Annotated in this window: 19 protein-coding genes; 10 read left to right on the top strand and 9 right to left on the bottom strand. The window is 66.0% G+C overall.

All coding sequences use genetic code 11. The features are described from left to right. Positions 1–19 precede the first annotated feature (19 nt). Positions 20–481: an SRPBCC family protein gene (locus ACK4HL_RS15905; RefSeq protein WP_409762101.1), complete on the top strand. Its 462-nt coding sequence runs from the start codon at positions 20–22 to the stop codon at positions 479–481. A 25-nt stretch (positions 482–506) separates the two neighbouring features. Here the strand turns inward: ACK4HL_RS15905 and ACK4HL_RS15900 are convergent, their stop codons facing one another. Next, positions 507–929: a hypothetical protein gene (locus ACK4HL_RS15900; protein ID WP_409762099.1), complete on the bottom strand. Its 423-nt coding sequence runs from the start codon at positions 927–929 to the stop codon at positions 507–509. Between the two features lie 90 nt (positions 930–1,019). Then, positions 1,020–1,715 carry a hypothetical protein gene (locus tag ACK4HL_RS15895; protein ID WP_409762097.1) on the bottom strand — a complete coding sequence of 232 codons (696 nt, stop codon included), beginning with the start codon at positions 1,713–1,715 and terminating at the stop codon, positions 1,020–1,022. A gap of 175 nt (positions 1,716–1,890) precedes the next feature. Between ACK4HL_RS15895 and ACK4HL_RS15890 the strand changes: the two genes are divergently transcribed. Genes ACK4HL_RS15890 through panB form a run of 3 tightly spaced genes read left to right on the top strand, consistent with a single transcriptional unit; the run spans position 1,891 to position 3,893 of the window. Continuing rightward, a complete protein-coding gene (locus ACK4HL_RS15890; RefSeq protein ID WP_409762095.1) occupies positions 1,891–2,466 on the top strand; it encodes an NnrU family protein in 576 nt (191 codons plus the stop codon). Then, entirely contained in the window at positions 2,463–3,023 is a 561-nt protein-coding gene (locus ACK4HL_RS15885; protein ID WP_409762093.1) for an NnrU family protein, read from the top strand. The genes ACK4HL_RS15890 and ACK4HL_RS15885 overlap by 4 nt, the downstream gene beginning before the upstream one ends. A 51-nt stretch (positions 3,024–3,074) precedes the next feature. Beyond that, a complete protein-coding gene (gene panB / locus ACK4HL_RS15880) occupies positions 3,075–3,893 on the top strand; it encodes a 3-methyl-2-oxobutanoate hydroxymethyltransferase (protein WP_409762091.1) in 819 nt (272 codons plus the stop codon). Here panB and ACK4HL_RS15875 read toward each other — a convergent pair. After that, positions 3,890–4,273 carry a nuclear transport factor 2 family protein gene (locus tag ACK4HL_RS15875; protein ID WP_409762089.1) on the bottom strand — a complete coding sequence of 128 codons (384 nt, stop codon included), beginning with the start codon at positions 4,271–4,273 and terminating at the stop codon, positions 3,890–3,892. The two genes, panB and ACK4HL_RS15875, sit on opposite strands and share 4 nt — an antisense overlap. 128 nt (positions 4,274–4,401) lie before the next feature. Between ACK4HL_RS15875 and ACK4HL_RS15870 the strand changes: the two genes are divergently transcribed. From ACK4HL_RS15870 to der, 5 genes are all read left to right on the top strand, one after another. Continuing rightward, positions 4,402–5,796, top strand: coding sequence for a multicopper oxidase family protein (locus tag ACK4HL_RS15870; protein ID WP_409762087.1), 1,395 nt, complete (start codon positions 4,402–4,404; stop codon positions 5,794–5,796). A 65-nt stretch (positions 5,797–5,861) separates the two neighbouring features. Then, positions 5,862–6,023 carry a hypothetical protein gene (locus ACK4HL_RS15865; RefSeq protein ID WP_409762085.1) on the top strand — a complete coding sequence of 54 codons (162 nt, stop codon included), beginning with the start codon at positions 5,862–5,864 and terminating at the stop codon, positions 6,021–6,023. 48 nt (positions 6,024–6,071) lie between these two features. Continuing rightward, positions 6,072–6,728 (top strand): tetratricopeptide repeat protein, encoded by a 657-nt coding sequence (locus tag ACK4HL_RS15860; RefSeq protein WP_409762083.1) that lies wholly within the window; start codon positions 6,072–6,074, stop codon positions 6,726–6,728. 2 nt (positions 6,729–6,730) lie between these two features. Then, complete coding sequence (locus ACK4HL_RS15855) at positions 6,731–7,021, top strand: hypothetical protein (RefSeq protein ID WP_409762081.1); 291 nt, start codon at positions 6,731–6,733, stop codon at positions 7,019–7,021. Further along, a complete protein-coding gene (gene der / locus ACK4HL_RS15850) occupies positions 7,018–8,361 on the top strand; it encodes a ribosome biogenesis GTPase Der (RefSeq protein WP_409762079.1) in 1,344 nt (447 codons plus the stop codon). The genes ACK4HL_RS15855 and der overlap by 4 nt, the downstream gene beginning before the upstream one ends. A gap of 3 nt (positions 8,362–8,364) precedes the next feature. Here der and ACK4HL_RS15845 read toward each other — a convergent pair whose 3' ends face one another. The 5 genes from ACK4HL_RS15845 to radA form a co-directional block, all read right to left on the bottom strand. Next, positions 8,365–9,132: a 2-keto-4-pentenoate hydratase gene (locus tag ACK4HL_RS15845; RefSeq protein WP_409762077.1), complete on the bottom strand. Its 768-nt coding sequence runs from the start codon at positions 9,130–9,132 to the stop codon at positions 8,365–8,367. A gap of 16 nt (positions 9,133–9,148) precedes the next feature. Then, a complete protein-coding gene (locus ACK4HL_RS15840; protein ID WP_409762075.1) occupies positions 9,149–9,880 on the bottom strand; it encodes an SDR family NAD(P)-dependent oxidoreductase in 732 nt (243 codons plus the stop codon). Between the two features lie 5 nt (positions 9,881–9,885). Then, positions 9,886–11,346 carry an amidophosphoribosyltransferase gene (purF, locus tag ACK4HL_RS15835; RefSeq protein WP_409762073.1) on the bottom strand — a complete coding sequence of 487 codons (1,461 nt, stop codon included), beginning with the start codon at positions 11,344–11,346 and terminating at the stop codon, positions 9,886–9,888. After that, positions 11,343–12,020 carry a CvpA family protein gene (locus ACK4HL_RS15830; RefSeq protein ID WP_409762071.1) on the bottom strand — a complete coding sequence of 226 codons (678 nt, stop codon included), beginning with the start codon at positions 12,018–12,020 and terminating at the stop codon, positions 11,343–11,345. The genes purF and ACK4HL_RS15830 overlap by 4 nt, the downstream gene beginning before the upstream one ends. A gap of 66 nt (positions 12,021–12,086) precedes the next feature. Then, entirely contained in the window at positions 12,087–13,475 is a 1,389-nt protein-coding gene (gene radA / locus ACK4HL_RS15825; RefSeq protein ID WP_409762069.1) for a DNA repair protein RadA, read from the bottom strand. A 398-nt stretch (positions 13,476–13,873) separates the two neighbouring features. On the opposite strand from radA, the gene ACK4HL_RS15820 reads away from it, so the two are divergent. Continuing rightward, positions 13,874–14,353, top strand: coding sequence for an Hsp20/alpha crystallin family protein (locus tag ACK4HL_RS15820; RefSeq protein WP_409762067.1), 480 nt, complete (start codon positions 13,874–13,876; stop codon positions 14,351–14,353). A 51-nt stretch (positions 14,354–14,404) separates the two neighbouring features. On the opposite strand, the gene ACK4HL_RS15815 is transcribed toward ACK4HL_RS15820, so the two are convergent. After that, positions 14,405–15,318 (bottom strand): amidohydrolase (locus ACK4HL_RS15815; RefSeq protein WP_409762065.1); only part of this gene is annotated, 914 nt, incomplete at its 5' end.

Here is a 15,318-nt window from a genome sequence, read left to right as displayed (position 1 = left end):
GGCGGGAAAGGAAAGTCGGATGACAGAAGAATCCCACGAACTGACCTTCGAGAGGCTCATCGACGCGCCGCGGAGCGCGGTCTGGCGCTGCTGGACGGAGGCGAACCTCATCAAGGAGTGGTTCACGCCCAGGCCGTGGACGACGCCGGTCGTCGAGGTCGATGTGCGTCCAGGCGGGGTGAGCCGCTTGGTGTTCCGGGGGCCGGAGGGCGAGGAGTTCCCCAACCAGGGTGTCTATCTCGAGGTCGTCCCGGAAGAACGGCTGGTGTTCACCGACGCCTATACCGAGGCATGGCAGCCATCGCGGAAGCCGTTCATGACGGCGATCGTCACCTTCGCGGAAGAGGGCGGGAAGACGCGTTACAGGGCACGGGTCCGGCACTGGTCGGCGGAAGACATGGCGCAGCACGAAGCCATGGGCTTCCACGATGGCTGGGGCCGCGCCGCCGACCAGCTGGAGGCTCTGGCGCGCCGGATATGACTTCGCCGGCAGCGCCTCGACGAATTCAGGGCCGCCTGAAGATGTAGAGGCGGAGCGACCCGTTCGAGGAGACCTGGACGCCCGCCACCTGCCTCGGAGAAATGCCGCGCTTCGCCAGCGCCTCGCGCGTCACGGGGTTGGCCTGCAGCGCCTGCTGCAGGCGCTTCACTCCGGACGCGTTCCTCTGCGCCAGAATCCTGAAGTCCGCCGCGTCGGGAATGCTGGAATTGGAGAAGGTGGGCGACATCCACATGTCGAGCCGGATGACGCCAACGCTCGGCACCTTCTTGATCTGCCGGACCTTGGCGGCGCGGTTGCCCGCACCGTTCACGGCGGAGACCGCCATCTGGGCATCGATCTCGGTCACCTGGGCCGCGGCGGGGACGGGGGCAAGGGCGGGCGGGGCGGCCACGAACAGGGCAAGCAGAAGGGCCTTCAAGACTCTCATCGGGTAACTCCGGTCTCTCACGCTGGTGAACAATCTAGACCTGGTTGCTCACCGGTTCAAACACCATTCCCGGGCAGGTTGACACACCTCTCATCCCTGGCCGCGGCGAAGGCGCGTCACGCTCAGGGCCGGCTCGAGTTCGCGATAACCGGAGGCCAGCACCGCGAGGAACGTCTTGAGGTGAGGCCGGAGCCGCAACGGCACCGCCGTTTCATCGCCCAGCATGAAGAGCCGCAGGGAGAAGCGCCGGTTCGACACGATCGCAAAGAGATCCGGATCGAGCTTCTCAAGCGTGAGCACCGGCCCTGCAATCCCCGGCGGCAGGGCGCTGCCGACGAACCGGTTGGCTGCCGGCACGAAGATGTCCGGCAGAAGGATTTCCACCACGTCCAGTGCCGTCCGCAGCGACTTCTCGTCCCGGCCGACGAGGAAGATGATGGCAATGCGAAAGCCTTTGTCCCGGGCAGCGGCGAAAAAGCCCGCGCTCACCGCCGCCTCGCAGAAGGATGCCAGGTGGCGGGCGGGAAGATCGATGACGTAGTCGCGGCCGGTGCGCGTGAGGACGATGCCGAAGAGCTTCCGACGCGCCTCTTCCTGCGGGAAATTGATGAGGGCGGTGCGGCCGGGAAAATAGGCGCGCAGGCCGCCTTCGGGGTAAGCGAGGTCGAAACAGAACGGATCACGCTCCTCGGTCAGCAGGAAATCGACGAGCGCCCGGGCAAGCAGTGTCTTGCCGGTGCGCGCGCGGTCGGAGCTGATGATGAAGAGCGTGGGCTGTGCGGCCATCCGGCCCATCCGAGTGAGTGGAATGGGGCCGATCTATCACGGCTCCCGCAGCGAGTACATGGCGCTTCGGCCGGACCGGCGTTGCAAACGATGTCCCCTGAACTGGCCCCCGGGCGGGCTTGGAACGGCCGCACTTATCTGGCACAAGAACGGGCAGGGGAAAGGACGGTTTTCGATGATTTTCATCTACCTCGGCAGCCTGCTTTTCGGCGGCGTCCATCTTCTCTCGATCCTGTTTCCGGGGCTCCGCGACAGCTTCAAGGGGCAGCTTGGAGAAAGGGCCTGGAAGGGAGTCCATGCCCTCGTCTCGCTCGCAGGAATCGTTCTCCTGATCATCGGATACGGCCAGTCGCGCGCCGGCCCCGCCACGGCGGACCTGCTTTATGAAGGCTGGTACGGATTGCGCCACCTCACCATGCTGCTGGTGCTCATCGCCTTCATCCTGATCGGCGCCTCGCACGGCAAGGGCTATCTCAAGAAATGGCTGCGCAACCCGATGTCCCTCGGCGTCGGGCTGTGGGCGGTGGGGCACCTGCTGGTCAACGGCCAGCGGGCCGACGTGTGGCTGTTCGGCACGTTCCTGGTGGTGGCGGTTGCCGACATCGCGATGTCGGAGATCAGGGGCAAGCGTCCCCAGCACACTCCCCGTGTGCGCTCCGACATCGTCGCCGTGATCATCGGAATGGTGCTCTACGTGATCTTCCTCTTCGGCTTCCACCCCTACGTCCTCAACGTGCCGGTGGCGGGATGATCCTGCTCGCTTTCGGCGTTTTCCTCACCGCGCTGCTGCATCTGGTGGCGGCAGTCCCCTCGCTCAAGGCGCGCGTCAAGGCGGCGACCGGCGAGCGGGCCTATGGCCCCGTCTTCGGGCTTGCATCGCTCGCCGGCATCGCCGTGATCGTGCTGGGCTGGCGCGCCTCGGATTTCGTGTTCATCTACGACCCGCCGGAATGGGGAAGGCACGCCAATTTCCTGCTCACCCTCATCGCCTTCATCTGCCTCGGCATCTTCATCTTCCGCGGCAGGCTGCGGCAGAGGCTCCGCTTTCCCATGGCCTATGCCGCGATCTTCTGGGCTTCGGGACATCTGCTGGCCAATGGCGACCTCGCCAGCCTCATCCTGTTCGGCGGCTTTTTCGCCTATGCCCTCGCCCATCTCGTGATCGGAACGGCGAACGGCGTGAAACCGTCACCGGAGGTGCGGGAGGGACACGACCTCATTTCCGTCGTGATCGGCATCGCGCTCTACGGGGTGATGGCGCAGCTGCACGGCGTGCTGATCGGGGTTCCGGTGTTCCAGCTGGGCTGACCGGGGCCGGGGTCTTGCCGGGCCGGGACGGGGAGACTAGGGTCTTCCGCCATGTCACAGCACGCCCCCTTGCGGCGCATCACGGCGCCCGAGATCACGGCACGCAAGGGCAAGGACCCGATCGTGTCGCTCACCTCCTACCACGCGCACACGGCGGCAATCGCCGACAAGTATGTCGACTTCCTGCTGGTGGGCGACTCGCTTGGCATGGTGATGCACGGTTTCGAGTCCACGCTTCCGGTGCCGCTGGAACTCATGATCCTGCACGGGCGCGCCGTGATGCGGGGGGCCAAGCGGGCGCTGGTCGTCGTCGACATGCCGTTCGGCTCCTACGAGGAAGGCCCGGCGCAGGCCTTCCGCAACGCCGCACTGGTGATGAAGGAGACGCAGTGCGGCGCCATCAAGCTCGAGGGCGGCAAGCGCATGGCGGAAACCATCCGCTTCCTCACCGAGCGCGGCATTCCGGTGATGGCGCATATCGGGCTCACGCCGCAGTCGATCAACATCCTCGGCGGCTTCAAGACGCAGGGCCGTACGCGCGAGCAATGGGCGATCATCGAGGAGGATGCGCAAGCCGTGACGGAAGCCGGCGCCTTCGCCATGGTGCTGGAGGCGATCGCCGAGCCGCTCGCCGCCAGGATCACGAAGCAGGTGCCTATCCCCACGATCGGCATCGGCGCATCGCCTGCCTGCGACGGGCAGATCCTGGTGATGGAGGACATGCTGGGCCTCAGCCCGCGCGTGCCGAAATTCGTCAAGGAGTTCGGCAAGGTGGGTGCCGCCATCGAAGGCGCGATCCGGAGTTATGCCGAAGAGGTGCGGGCGCGCAACTTCCCCGCGCCGGAGAACACCTACGACATGAAGGACTAGGGCCTGCCTTCGCCGGCGTGGTCGAAGAAGGCCTTCATGACGATCTGCCAGCGGCCCTCATGGCGGATGAGCGTCAGGTAGTCGGTGAATGAGGTGCCGAAGCAGTCGTCCGTCACCTTCGCCACGGCGACGTCGCCCGTCATGTCCACCGATACGATTGCCGCCCTGTAGGGCGTGCCCGGTTCCAACATCTTCTCGAGCTTCAGGGAATCGATGAAATCGCCGCGCGGAAAGAACTCGTAATTGCCGCGGTAGTGGCCGGCCTGCATGCAGAGCGGATGCATCGCGCGCTCGATCCGCTCCGTCTGGCCATAGATCATGCCCTCGAGATAGTCCGTGACCACCGCCTCGATGGCTTTCCGATCGTCGTCCGCCGTCATGTTCAGCCGCTCCCAATGAATGCGAGGAATGTTATACGTGGTCACCGCCTGAGTGAAGCGTAGCCTGGCAACATCATGCCGCCACAGAGGCGAACTAGCGTTCTCCGCCGAATCAGGAGAGGCCTGCCATGACCATCACGCGCCGTGGGTTTCTTGGCGCCGCGGCCGCGGTGGCGGGATTTGCGCGGCTTTCGGAAGCGGCCACGCTCACCGCGGACGGGTTTCTCGAAATCCGCGCGGCGCGGACGAAACTTGGCCTTCTCGAAGGCGGCGCAGGCGAGACGCAGGCCTGGATTCTCGGCCAAGGACCCGAGCCGCCGACCATCCGGGCGCGGCAGGGCATGGAACTCAAGCTCCGCTTCATCAACGATCTCGACCGCGAGATCTGGCTGCATTTCTTCGGCGTGCGGGGGCCCTCCGAACTGATGACCATCAATGTCCGGCCGGGAGCCGACGAGGCGGTGGACTGCGTGTTCACGCCGCCCGACGCCGGCACGTTCTGGATCGGGCCCGTGGCCGAACAGTCGCTGATGCGCGACATGGGCCTTTGCGCCGTTCTCGTGGTCGAGGAAGCCGAACCGCTTCCGGACCTCGGCGACATCGTGCTGGTGCTCGACGACTGGAAGCTCGACCCCGCCGGCGCCGTCGAGGGCGCGTTCGGGGACGTCGAGGCGATGGTGGGGGAGGGCCGGCTCGGCAACTGGTTCACCGTGAACAACCGCTTCCGCCCCCGACTGCCTCTTGCCGCCGGCAGTTACACCCGGCTGCGCATCCTCAATGCCGCGAATGTGCGCACCATGAACCTGCTGTTCAAGGGTTACGACCCGCTGCTGCTGGCGCGCGACGGGCAGCCGGTAAAGCCCGCCTCGCTTCAGGGCAAGGCGCTGTCGCTGGCGCCAGGCCAGCGCGCGGACCTGCTGGCGAGCGCGGAGGAGGGGGACATCCGCCTCGCGCTCGACCTGTTCGAGGACGTGGTGGAGATCGGCTATCTCGTCGTTCAGGAACGGCAACACGAGCCGCCGGCGCTGCCGGAGAACTTCGCGCTGCCCGCCAACCCGACCACAACACCGGTTTCGCCCGGCACGGCGCGGACCGTCTCGCTCACCCTCGCCGGCGGCATTCGAGGCGGGCTCACCTCCGCCTTGCTCGAGGGGCGGGAACAGGATCTGCGCGCGCTGCTGGAGCGCGGCAAGGGCTGGGCCATCAACGGGGTGGCGGGGCCTTCGCCCGAGCCCGCCTTCAGCGCGGCCAAAGGCGAAACCCTTCGGCTCGAGATCGACAACCGCACGGCTTTCCCTCAGCCCCTTCACATCCATGGCCATGTCTGGAAAGACCTCCGCGCGGACGCGCCGTCGGGGTTGTCAGATACGGTGGTGATCCCTCCCCGCGAGACCGTGGCGCTCGCTTTCACCGCCGACAACCCGGGCCTGTGGGCGCTGCACAGCCTTGTGGCGGAACGCGCCGACGGCGGGCTCATCACGTCCTTCTCGGTGGAGGACGAAGGAGGCAGCCCTCCAACTTAACTCAGCGTTAACCAATCCCCCGCCAGACTGATCGTGCAACTGTCTTCATATCAAGGTGGCAGCGCATGATCTTCGAGATCGCGGGGTTTCTTGCCGGAATGACGGGAATCGGGGTCGCTCTGGCGCTACTCTATCTCCGCGACAGCAGCCGCGTGCTGGGTTCCTTCTATGCCGGCCGCAGTGCCCGTTCCGACCGGGGAAATGCCTTGATTTGGCCCAGCCGCTGATCTACGCCGCTCCTCAAGCCTTTGTCCTGATGTGAGGAGCCTCCAGCTTTGAGCGACGAATCCCTGTTTCGCGAGGTGGACGAGGAAGTCCGCCAGGAACAGTTCAAGAAACTGTGGGCCCGCTACGGCAACATCGTGATCGCCGTCTGCCTCCTCGTGATCGTCGGCGTTGGCGGAGTCGAGGGCTGGCGCTACTGGCAGGCCAAGCAGGCCGAGAGCGCGGGAGAGAGCTTCTTCACCGCCGCCGACCTTGCCGGTGCCGGAAAGACCGACGAGGCGCTGACCCAGTTCAATTCCATCGAGCACGACGGATTTGCCCTGCTGGCGAACCTGCGGGAGGCCAATGCGCTGGCGGCTGCCGGCAAGCCGGACGAAGCGGTCAAGGCCTATGACCAGCTGGCGGCCGACGGCAGGGCGGACCAGACGCTGCGCGATCTTGCGAGGCTCCGCGCGGCCGCCGTGCTGGCCAACAGCGCGAGCCTTGCGGACATCGAATCACGGCTCAAGGGCCTCGACGCCGAAACCAGCCCATGGCGGCACATGGCGCGGGAAATCATGGCCTCGGCGCAATGGCGCCTGAAGGACTATGCCGGGGCGGACAAGCAGGTGCAGGCGATCCTCGGCGATCCCGAGACGCCGCCCAGCCTGCGCCAGCGCGCCGAGATGATGGCGCAAGTGCTCCAGCCCCTGGTGGCCGCGAAATGACAATGTTCCGCAAACTGATACTCACCGCCGCGGCGGCGGCACTTCTCGCCGGCTGCAGCACCTTCAACAACCTGACCGGCCAGACCGACAACACGGTGCTGCCGGGCAAGCGCGAGGACGCCATTCCCGGCCGCGCGCAGTTCCCGGAATCGAACGACGTTGCCGTCGGCACACCGGGCGGCTCCGGTGCCGACCAGGTGAGCACCGGCAGCACTGAAACCTATTGCGCGCCGGACGATCCCGCCTGCGCGCCGCCGGGTGCCTCGGGCGACACGTTCCAAGATCCGCAATGACCGCGACCGTCGCCATTCTGGGGCGGCCAAACGTCGGCAAGTCTACCCTGTTCAACCGCCTCGTCGGCCGCAAGATCGCGCTCGTCGACGATCAGCCCGGTGTGACCCGCGACCGGCGCGAGGGCGAGGCGAAGCTCGGCGACCTGCGCTTCCGCATCTTCGACACGGCTGGCCTCGACGAAGTGAAGGGCGACAGCCTGGAGGCGCGCATGAGCGCCCAGGCCGAAACGGCGGTGGATGATTCCGACGTCGTGCTCTTCGTCATCGACGCGCGGGCCGGCGTGACGCCGACCGACCGCGAATTCGCAAGCCGCGTGCGCCGCCGCGGCAAGCCCGTGATCCTTGTCGCCAACAAGGCGGAGGGAAGGGGGCACGAGTCGGCGCTGCTCGAGGCGTTCGAACTCGGCTTCGGCGAGGCGCTGCCTGTTTCGGCGGAGCACGGCGAGGGGCTCGACCTGCTCTACGACGCGCTCCTTCCGTATACGGAGGAAATGGCGGTCGAGAACGAGGGTGAAGAGCGCGGCGACGGGCCCTTGCGACTTGCCATCATCGGCCAGCCCAATGCCGGGAAATCCACCCTCGTCAACACCATCCTCGGCGAGGAGCGGATGCTGACGGGCCCCGAGGCCGGTATTACCCGCGATGCGATCTCCTCCGATTTCGAGTGGCGCGGCAACCGTATCCGCCTGTGGGACACGGCCGGCATTCGCAGGAAGTCGCGAGTCACCGGAAAGATCGAGAAGCTTGCCGTATCCGACGCGCTGCGCGCCATCCGTTTCGCCGAGTGCGTGGTGGTGCTGATCGACGCCTCGCTGCCCGTCGAGCGGCAGGATCTCGCGCTGTGCGATCTCGTGGCGCGCGAAGGCCGCGCCGTGGTTCTGGCGCTGTCGAAATGGGATCTCGTCGAGGAGAAGCAGAAGAAGCTGAAGGACGTGCTGAGCGACCTCGAGGACGTGCTGCCGGAGATCCGCGGCGTTCCGGTGGTGACGCTGTCGGCCAAGCAGGAGCGCGGCATCGACAAGCTGCTGCAGGCGGTGTTCGATGCGGTTGAGAAGTGGAGCCGCCGCATTCCCACCTCGCAGGTGAACCGCTGGCTGGAAGGCGCGATCGAGCGCAATCCGCCGCCCGCACCTTCCGGGCGCCGCATCAAGATCCGCTACGCCACGCAGGCAAGCGCCAGGCCGCCGACCTTCGCCATCTTCGGCAACCAGCTCTCGAAGATGCCGGAAAGCTATGTGCGATACCTGATGAACGGGCTCCGCGAGAGCTTCGATCTCGGCGGCGTTCCCATCCGCTTCAGCCTGAGGGGCGGGAAGAATCCCTTCGACCGGGACCGGTAGGGGCTAGAACTTCGTCGTCACCGTGCCGAGATGCTCGAAGCTCACCTCGACGTCGTCTCCGAGGCCTGCCGAGAAGAATTCGGTGATGACGCCGGTGGTGATGATCTCGCCTTCCTGCAATCCGAGCCCGTGTGCGTTCAGGTGATTGGCGAGCCAGGTCAGCGCCAGGTCGCCGCCGCCCAGGGCATTGGCGCCGACGCCGCCCTGCATGGCGCGGCCGTTCCACAGAACTTCCGCCTTGAGGGATGAATACTCGGCGCGCGTCAGGGGCTTTCTCGCCTCGCCGAGCACGATCCCTTCATTGAGGCCGCCATCGACGATGAACCATGGCACGGCATCGCCGAAGCCCTTCGGGGTCCGCGGGTTCACCACCTCGATCGCCACGCAGACATGGGCAAGTGCCGCCATCACCTCTTCCGCCGTGTAGTCCTTGCCGCGGGGAGGAAGGCTCTTCTCCATGGTGAAACACACTTCCGGTTCAACCACGCGCCTGTTTTCCGCGATGGTGGGGAAGAGTTCGCCGGAGCGGTAGACGCGGTTGGTGAAGATCGTGCCGGGGAAGGGCCCCGGCGCGTTGAGCGCCTTCTGCGCCCGCTCGGAGGTGCAGCCGATCTTCCAGCCGGCCTGGGTCCATCCGAGTTCCCTGGTGACACCGCATTGCAGGCGGAAGGCGCGGTCGAAAGCGGGCGGGACATCCTCGGGCAGGCAGCTGAGCGGCGCCTGGGACTTGCGGGCGGCGGCGAAGGCCGCGATCACACTGGCATCGCTCATGGTGCCGTACCTTTCCTCAGAACTGCTTGAAGAGACCCTTCGCATCGTATTTCCACACGCCGCCATGATCGCTGAAGTCGGGGAGGCACATGGGCACGATCTGTGCCGCCACCTCGTCCGGGTGGGGCAGGGTCTCAGGATCCTCGCCTGGCATCGCCTTGGCGCGCATGGCGGTGCGCGTTGCACCGGGGCTGAAGCAGTTCACCTTCAGCGCCGTGGTGCCCGTCTCGTTGGCATAGGTCTTCACCATCGCCTCGAGTGCGGCCTTGGAGATCGAATAGGGGCCCCAATAGGCCCAGCACTTGTGGGCAAGCCCCGAGGTGACGAATACGGCACGCCCGGCTTCGGCCTGGCGGAGCAGCACGTCGAGCGAGCGGATCAGCCGGTAATTGGCGGTGACGTTCACCGCCATCACCTCGTCCCACACGCGCGGCTCGACATGCGCCATGGGTGTGAGCTTGCCCAGCACGCCGGCATTGCCGATGAGGATGTCCAGCTTCTTCCAGCGCTCGAAGATGGCGGCGCCCAGCCTGTCGATGGCGTCGAAGTCCTTGATGTCGAGCGGCACCAGTGTCGCCGTGCCGCCCGCCGCCTTGACGGCGTCGTCGAGCTCGGTGAGCCCGCCCTCGGTTCGCGCGGTGGCGATGACGTGCGCGCCTTCCTTTGCCAGGGCGACGGCTACGGAAGATCCCAGCCCGCGCGATGCGCCCGTCACCAGGGCGACGCGCCCTTCAAGCCTTCTCGTCATGCCGTTTAGCCTGCCTCCGCCAACAGCGAGAGCTGCTGCTTCTTCGAGTCACCCGAGAAATCCGTGAGGTGGGTGGGATAATCGCCGGTGAAGCAATGGTCGGTGAATTGCGGTCGGTGATTGTCGCGCCCCGGCAGCCCTACGGCGCGGTAGATGCCGTCCACCGAAAGGAAGGCGAGCGAGGTGACGCCAATATAGTCGCGCATCTCCTCCAGCGTGTGGGTGGCGGCGAGCAGCGCCTTCTGCTCCGGCGTGTCGATGCCGTAGAAATCCGGGTGGCGGATGGGCGGGCTCGAGATGCGCATGTGCACCTCCTTCGCTCCCGCCTCGTACATCATGCGCACGATCTTCACCGATGTCGTGCCGCGCACGATCGAATCGTCCACCAGCACCACGCGCTTGTCCTTCACCACGGCGCGGTTGGCATTGTGCTTGAGCTTGACGCCGAGCGAGCGGATGGTCTGCGTCGGCTCGATGAAGGTGCGGCCCACATAATGGTTGCGGATGATTCCGAGCTCGAAGGGGATGCCCGTTTCCTGGGCGAAGCCCAGCGCAGCGGGAACGCCTGAATCGGGGATCGGCACCACGACGTCCGCCTCCAGCGCCGATTCGCGGGCGAGTTCGCGGCCCATCGCCTTCCTGACCTCGTAGATCGAACGGCCGCCCAGCATCGAATCGGGGCGGGAGAAATAGATATATTCGAAGATGCAGGGGCGCGCCGGCTGCTTCGGGAACGGCCTCAGGCTTTCGATGCCCTCGTCCGAGATCACCACCACCTCGCCGTTCTCCACCTCGCGGATGTATTTCGCGCCGATGATGTCGAGCGCGCAGGTCTCCGAGCAGAGGATGTAGGCGCCGTTGAGCTCGCCCAGGATCAGCGGGCGAATGCCGAGCGGATCGCGCGCGCCGATGAGCTTCTTGTTGGTGAGCGCCACCAGCGCATAGGCGCCTTCGAGCGCCCGGATCGCATCGATGTAGCGCTCGACGATGCGGCTCTTCTGGGAGCGCGCCACGAGATGCAGGATCACCTCCGTGTCGGAGGTGGACTGGCAGATGGCGCCCTGGCCGATGAGCTCGCGCCGCAGGGCGAGACCGTTGGTGAGGTTGCCGTTGTGGGCCACGGCGAAACCGCCGGCGGCGAGTTCGGCAAAGAGCGGCTGCACGTTGCGCAGGATGGTCTCGCCCGTGGTCGAGTAGCGCACATGGCCCAGCGCCGAGTTGCCCTTGAGCCGGTCGATCACCTTGGCTGAGGAGAAGTGGTCGCCGACGAGGCCCAGGCGGCGCTCCGTCTGGAAGCGCTCGCCGTCGAAGGAGACGATGCCCGCCGCCTCCTGGCCGCGGTGCTGCAGCGCGTGCAGGCCCAGGGCCGTGAGGGCTGCCGCATCCGGGTGGCCATAGATGCCGAACACGCCGCACTCCTCGCGCAGGCGGTCGGCATTGAGTTCGAAGTCGATGTCGGTCGTCATTGGCTGTTGCCCTGTCCGGTTGCCGGTTGCTGCTCCTCGCCCCCCGTACCCTGGATCAAGTTTTCCAGCCCCTGGTTCTCGTTGCTCTTGTAGCCGCCCTCGGGCTGCTCCGGCATCTCGCCCTCCGCCGCCGGCTGGTCCGGGTTCTTGAGGAGGGCCGTGTTCGACAATGTTTCCGCAATCTCCGGCGGCATGAACGACAGCAACGCTTCCCCCGTCGACTTGATCATCGGCAGGCTGAAGGCGTTGCGCACCCACGGCTCCTGCTTGTCGTAAGGCAGGAGCCAGCCATAGAACAGATAGGCGATCGCCACGAAAACAAAACCCCTCGCCACGCCGAAAATGAACCCGAGCGTGCGATCGAAGGAACCGGCGGCCGAATCGACCACGTAATCCGATATCTTGACGCTGATGATCGACACCACGATCAGCACGATGAGGAAGGCCGTGGCACCCACGGCGATCTGCGCCAGGATCTCCTTGTCGAGATAGGGCACGTTCGTCTTCGCGAACTCAACCAGCGAGGGCTGCCTGATGGCGAAATAGGCCGCCACCGCGGCAACGCCCCAGGCGAGCAGCGAGAGGACCTCGCGGGTGAAGCCCCGCATCAGGGCCAGGAGGCCCGAAACCAGCATGATGCCGAGTAGGATGAGATCGAGAAGCGTCAGCGGCATAGGTTTTCCTGGTGAGGTCAAGCCACCCTGTTCGAGGCACCTTATAGAAAGGTTTTCGGAGTCCGCCTAGGCGATTCTCCGTTGTCCACGATCCTGCGCGGCGGACCATGCCACGAGATCCATGATCGTTTCCATCGGCTTCACTTTCAGGCCCCTGAGACCCTCATGTTCGGCGGCGGCGGCGATCACGGCCTCCTTCAAGCCCAGCTTCTGGGCTTCCTTGAGGCGAGCCTCCGTCTGGCCCACCGGCCGGACGGCGCCGGACAGCGCGATCTCGCCGAACACCGCCGTGCCGGGGGGGATGACCGTGCCGGTGAGGGAGGAGAGCAGTGCCGCGGCCACGGCGAGATCGGCCGCGGGCTCCCGCACCTTGAGGCCGCCCGCCACGTTCAGGTAAACGTCGTTCTGGCCGATCTGTACCCCCGCGCGGGCTTCCAGCACGGCGAGGATCATGGCAAGCCGGTTCGAGTCCCAGCCCACGGTGGTGCGCCGCGGCGTGCCGAGAGGCGAGGGGGAGACCAGCGCCTGCACCTCGATCAGCAGGGGGCGTGTGCCTTCCATGCCGGCGAAGACCGCCGTGCCGGGCGTGGGCCGCTCGCTGGAGCCCATGAACAGCCGGGACGGGTTCGTCACCTCGGCGAGGCCGCCGTCCGACATCTCGAAAACGCCAATCTCGTCCGTCGGCCCGAAGCGGTTCTTGACGGCGCGCAGGATGCGGAACTGGTGGCCCCGGTCACCCTCGAAATAGAGCACGGCATCCACCATGTGCTCCACCACCTTGGGCCCGGCGATCTGCCCGTCCTTCGTCACATGGCCAACCAGCAGCACCGCCGTGCCCTTCTGCTTGGCGAAGCGGATCAGCGCCTCGGAGCCAGCCTTGAGCTGGGAGACGGTGCCGGGGGCTGCCTCGATCGAGGGTGCCCACAGCGTCTGGATCGAATCGATGACGGCGATGGTCGGCGGCTTATCCTCCGACAGCGTGGCGATGATGTCTGACACGTTGGTTTCGGCGGCGAGCAGGACCGGCGCGTCGTCGAGCGCCAGCCGCTGCGCGCGGAGCCGCACCTGGGCGATCGCCTCCTCGCCGGAAATGTAGACGACCCGCTCGCCCTTGCGGGCCAGCGCCGCCAGCGCCTGGAGCAGCAGGGTGGACTTGCCGATGCCCGGATCGCCGCCGATCAGCACGCCCGAGCCCGGCACGAAGCCGCCGCCCGCCACCCGGTCAAGCTCCGCTATGCCGGTGACGATGCGGGGCGGCGCGGGCGTTTCGCCCCGCAGGCCCACGAGGCGGGTGGCGCGGCCCTTGGGCAGGCCCGAGCCCTTCGCGCCCGAGAGGGGTGCGGAGGCCTGTTCCTCGACAATGGAGTTCCAGGCGCCGCACGCGTCGCAGCGGCCGGCCCATTTCGAGGATGTCGAGCCGCAGTTCTGGCAGACGAAGACGGATGACTTGGCCATGAGTCCTCTGTACCGGAACATTCGAGGAACGGGAAGGGCCAAGCGCGTGGAAGTGGTCCCGGAACTGTGGGGCGGCTCCGGGACCCGTCACGGCGTGAGGGGGTAGAGGCTGGTGACGGCGCGGTCCACAGACCGCAGCACTTCCGACTTTCAGAACACCCGCACAGCTTGGGGCAGCTTTGCGATGCAGGCCCAGGGACTGGTTTTGCCCATCCCAGTGCTTCCGAAACTAGTCATGACGAAACGGAAGTAAAATCAACTTTAACGTCAGTACAGTTTACCTAACGGCACATCCTTCCTCCATATGCACGAGGGGGCAATTGACCTGGGTCATATGGAAACTCCACCACCGGACCTTAGATAAGGCCGGCGGGGGAACGAAAGACATGGAGGTTCAGATGGCCAGACATTTCCTTCCCGATGTTTTCGGGCGCGGGTCCGGAAACGACATGTTTTCCAATCTCCAGCGGGAGATCGACCGGGTGTTCCAAGATTTCGGCCGGGGCGGCATGCCGAGCCTGGGCGAGCTCGGCAGGGGCGGCATGGGAATGAAGGTGAACGTCGCGGAACAGGATGGTGCCCTGGAGGTGACCGCGGAACTCCCGGGCTGCGCGCCGGAGGACATCGACGTGCAGCTCAAGGACGGTGTCCTCACCATCAAGGGTGAGAAGAAGGTTGAAAAGGACGAGAAGGAGAAGGGCTACCACCTGATGGAGCGCTCCTACGGCATGTTCGAGAGGAGCTTCTCGCTTCCCGCCGAGGTGGATGGCTCCAAGGTCGAGGCGTCCTTCGACAAGGGGGTGCTGAAGGTGGTGCTGCCGAAGCTGCCCCAGGAACAGTCGAAGTCACAGAAGATCACCGTGAAGCCTTCGGGCTGACCGGCGGGCCGGCGGAGCGGAGCGCGGGACGGCCTCCGCTCCGTCGTCCTCTCAGGTCTCGAAGGTCACCCGCCCATCGCATATGGTGACCTGCGGCCGGACATTGACGATCTGGTCCTTCGCCGTCGTCTCCATGTCGGAGTCCAGCACCACGACATCGGCCAGATAGCCGTCCTTCAGCGTGCCCTTGCGGTTCTCCATGAATTCCATGTAGGCGCCGGCCGCCGTGAATGCGTGCAGCGTGTCGATGAGGCTCTGCGCCTGGGGCGGACAGTCATCGCACATCGGCACCGCCGTCATCGCCGCCTGCATGCCGAGGAAGGGGCTCAAGGGAGCCACCGGCCAGTCGGACGAAAAGGCGATGACCGCGCCCGCCTCACGCAGCGTCTGCCAGGCATAGGCATAGGGGAGCTTCTCGCCGACGCGGGACAGGATGGGTTCGGGGGGATTCCCGGGAACGCCCACGCCTGCGATCGGCTGAAGCGACGCGATGACGCCCAGGCCCTTGAGGCGCGGAATATCGGACGGGTCGATCATTTCGATATGCTCGATGCGGTGACGCGAATCGCGCCTGCCGTTGGCCTTCATCGCCGCCTCGTAACCGTCGAGCGTGCGGCGCACGCCGCCGTCGCCGATGGCGTGGGTCGAAACCTGAAGCCTGTGCCGGTCGGCGCGGGTGACGATCTCGTTGAAGTCCGCCGCGCTGAAGAGCGGCGCGCCCATGTTCTCCGGCTGGTCGGGGTAACCCTCCAGCATCAGCGCCGTATAGGTTTCGAGCACGCCGTCGATGAAGATCTTCACACGATCGCAATGGAGCATGTCGCCCTGGTACCTGGCGCGCATCTCGGCGGCCTCGTCGACGCGCGCGATCTCGAAGGTGTTCTTGTGGTGGTACGGGATCTCGATGCGCGCATCGAGGTTGCCACGGTCAAGCAAGGTCTGCCGAAGCTCGAGATGGTACCAAT

The organism is Aestuariivirga sp. (assembly GCF_046294715.1).
Taxonomy (GTDB): Bacteria; Pseudomonadota; Alphaproteobacteria; order Rhizobiales; family Aestuariivirgaceae; genus Aestuariivirga.
The sequence above is the reverse complement of the archived record's forward strand: the minus strand, read 5'-3'. Positions and strand labels throughout refer to the sequence as shown.

Bases quoted from the DNA above. Each gene is read 5' to 3' on its own strand.
- ACK4HL_RS15905 (WP_409762101.1), top strand. From the start codon at position 20: ATGACAGAAGAATCCCACGAACTGACCTTCGAGAGGCTCATCGACGCG.
- ACK4HL_RS15900 (WP_409762099.1), bottom strand. From the start codon at position 929: ATGAGAGTCTTGAAGGCCCTTCTGCTTGCCCTGTTCGTGGCCGCCCCG.
- ACK4HL_RS15895 (WP_409762097.1), bottom strand. From the start codon at position 1,715: ATGGCCGCACAGCCCACGCTCTTCATCATCAGCTCCGACCGCGCGCGC.
- ACK4HL_RS15890 (WP_409762095.1), top strand. From the start codon at position 1,891: ATGATTTTCATCTACCTCGGCAGCCTGCTTTTCGGCGGCGTCCATCTT.
- ACK4HL_RS15885 (WP_409762093.1), top strand. From the start codon at position 2,463: ATGATCCTGCTCGCTTTCGGCGTTTTCCTCACCGCGCTGCTGCATCTG.
- panB (WP_409762091.1), top strand. From the start codon at position 3,075: ATGTCACAGCACGCCCCCTTGCGGCGCATCACGGCGCCCGAGATCACG.
- ACK4HL_RS15875 (WP_409762089.1), bottom strand. From the start codon at position 4,273: ATGACGGCGGACGACGATCGGAAAGCCATCGAGGCGGTGGTCACGGAC.
- ACK4HL_RS15870 (WP_409762087.1), top strand. From the start codon at position 4,402: ATGACCATCACGCGCCGTGGGTTTCTTGGCGCCGCGGCCGCGGTGGCG.
- ACK4HL_RS15865 (WP_409762085.1), top strand. From the start codon at position 5,862: ATGATCTTCGAGATCGCGGGGTTTCTTGCCGGAATGACGGGAATCGGG.
- ACK4HL_RS15855 (WP_409762081.1), top strand. From the start codon at position 6,731: ATGTTCCGCAAACTGATACTCACCGCCGCGGCGGCGGCACTTCTCGCC.
- der (WP_409762079.1), top strand. From the start codon at position 7,018: ATGACCGCGACCGTCGCCATTCTGGGGCGGCCAAACGTCGGCAAGTCT.
- ACK4HL_RS15845 (WP_409762077.1), bottom strand. From the start codon at position 9,132: ATGAGCGATGCCAGTGTGATCGCGGCCTTCGCCGCCGCCCGCAAGTCC.
- ACK4HL_RS15840 (WP_409762075.1), bottom strand. From the start codon at position 9,880: ATGACGAGAAGGCTTGAAGGGCGCGTCGCCCTGGTGACGGGCGCATCG.
- purF (WP_409762073.1), bottom strand. From the start codon at position 11,346: ATGACGACCGACATCGACTTCGAACTCAATGCCGACCGCCTGCGCGAG.
- ACK4HL_RS15830 (WP_409762071.1), bottom strand. From the start codon at position 12,020: ATGCCGCTGACGCTTCTCGATCTCATCCTACTCGGCATCATGCTGGTT.
- radA (WP_409762069.1), bottom strand. From the start codon at position 13,475: ATGGCCAAGTCATCCGTCTTCGTCTGCCAGAACTGCGGCTCGACATCC.
- ACK4HL_RS15820 (WP_409762067.1), top strand. From the start codon at position 13,874: ATGGCCAGACATTTCCTTCCCGATGTTTTCGGGCGCGGGTCCGGAAAC.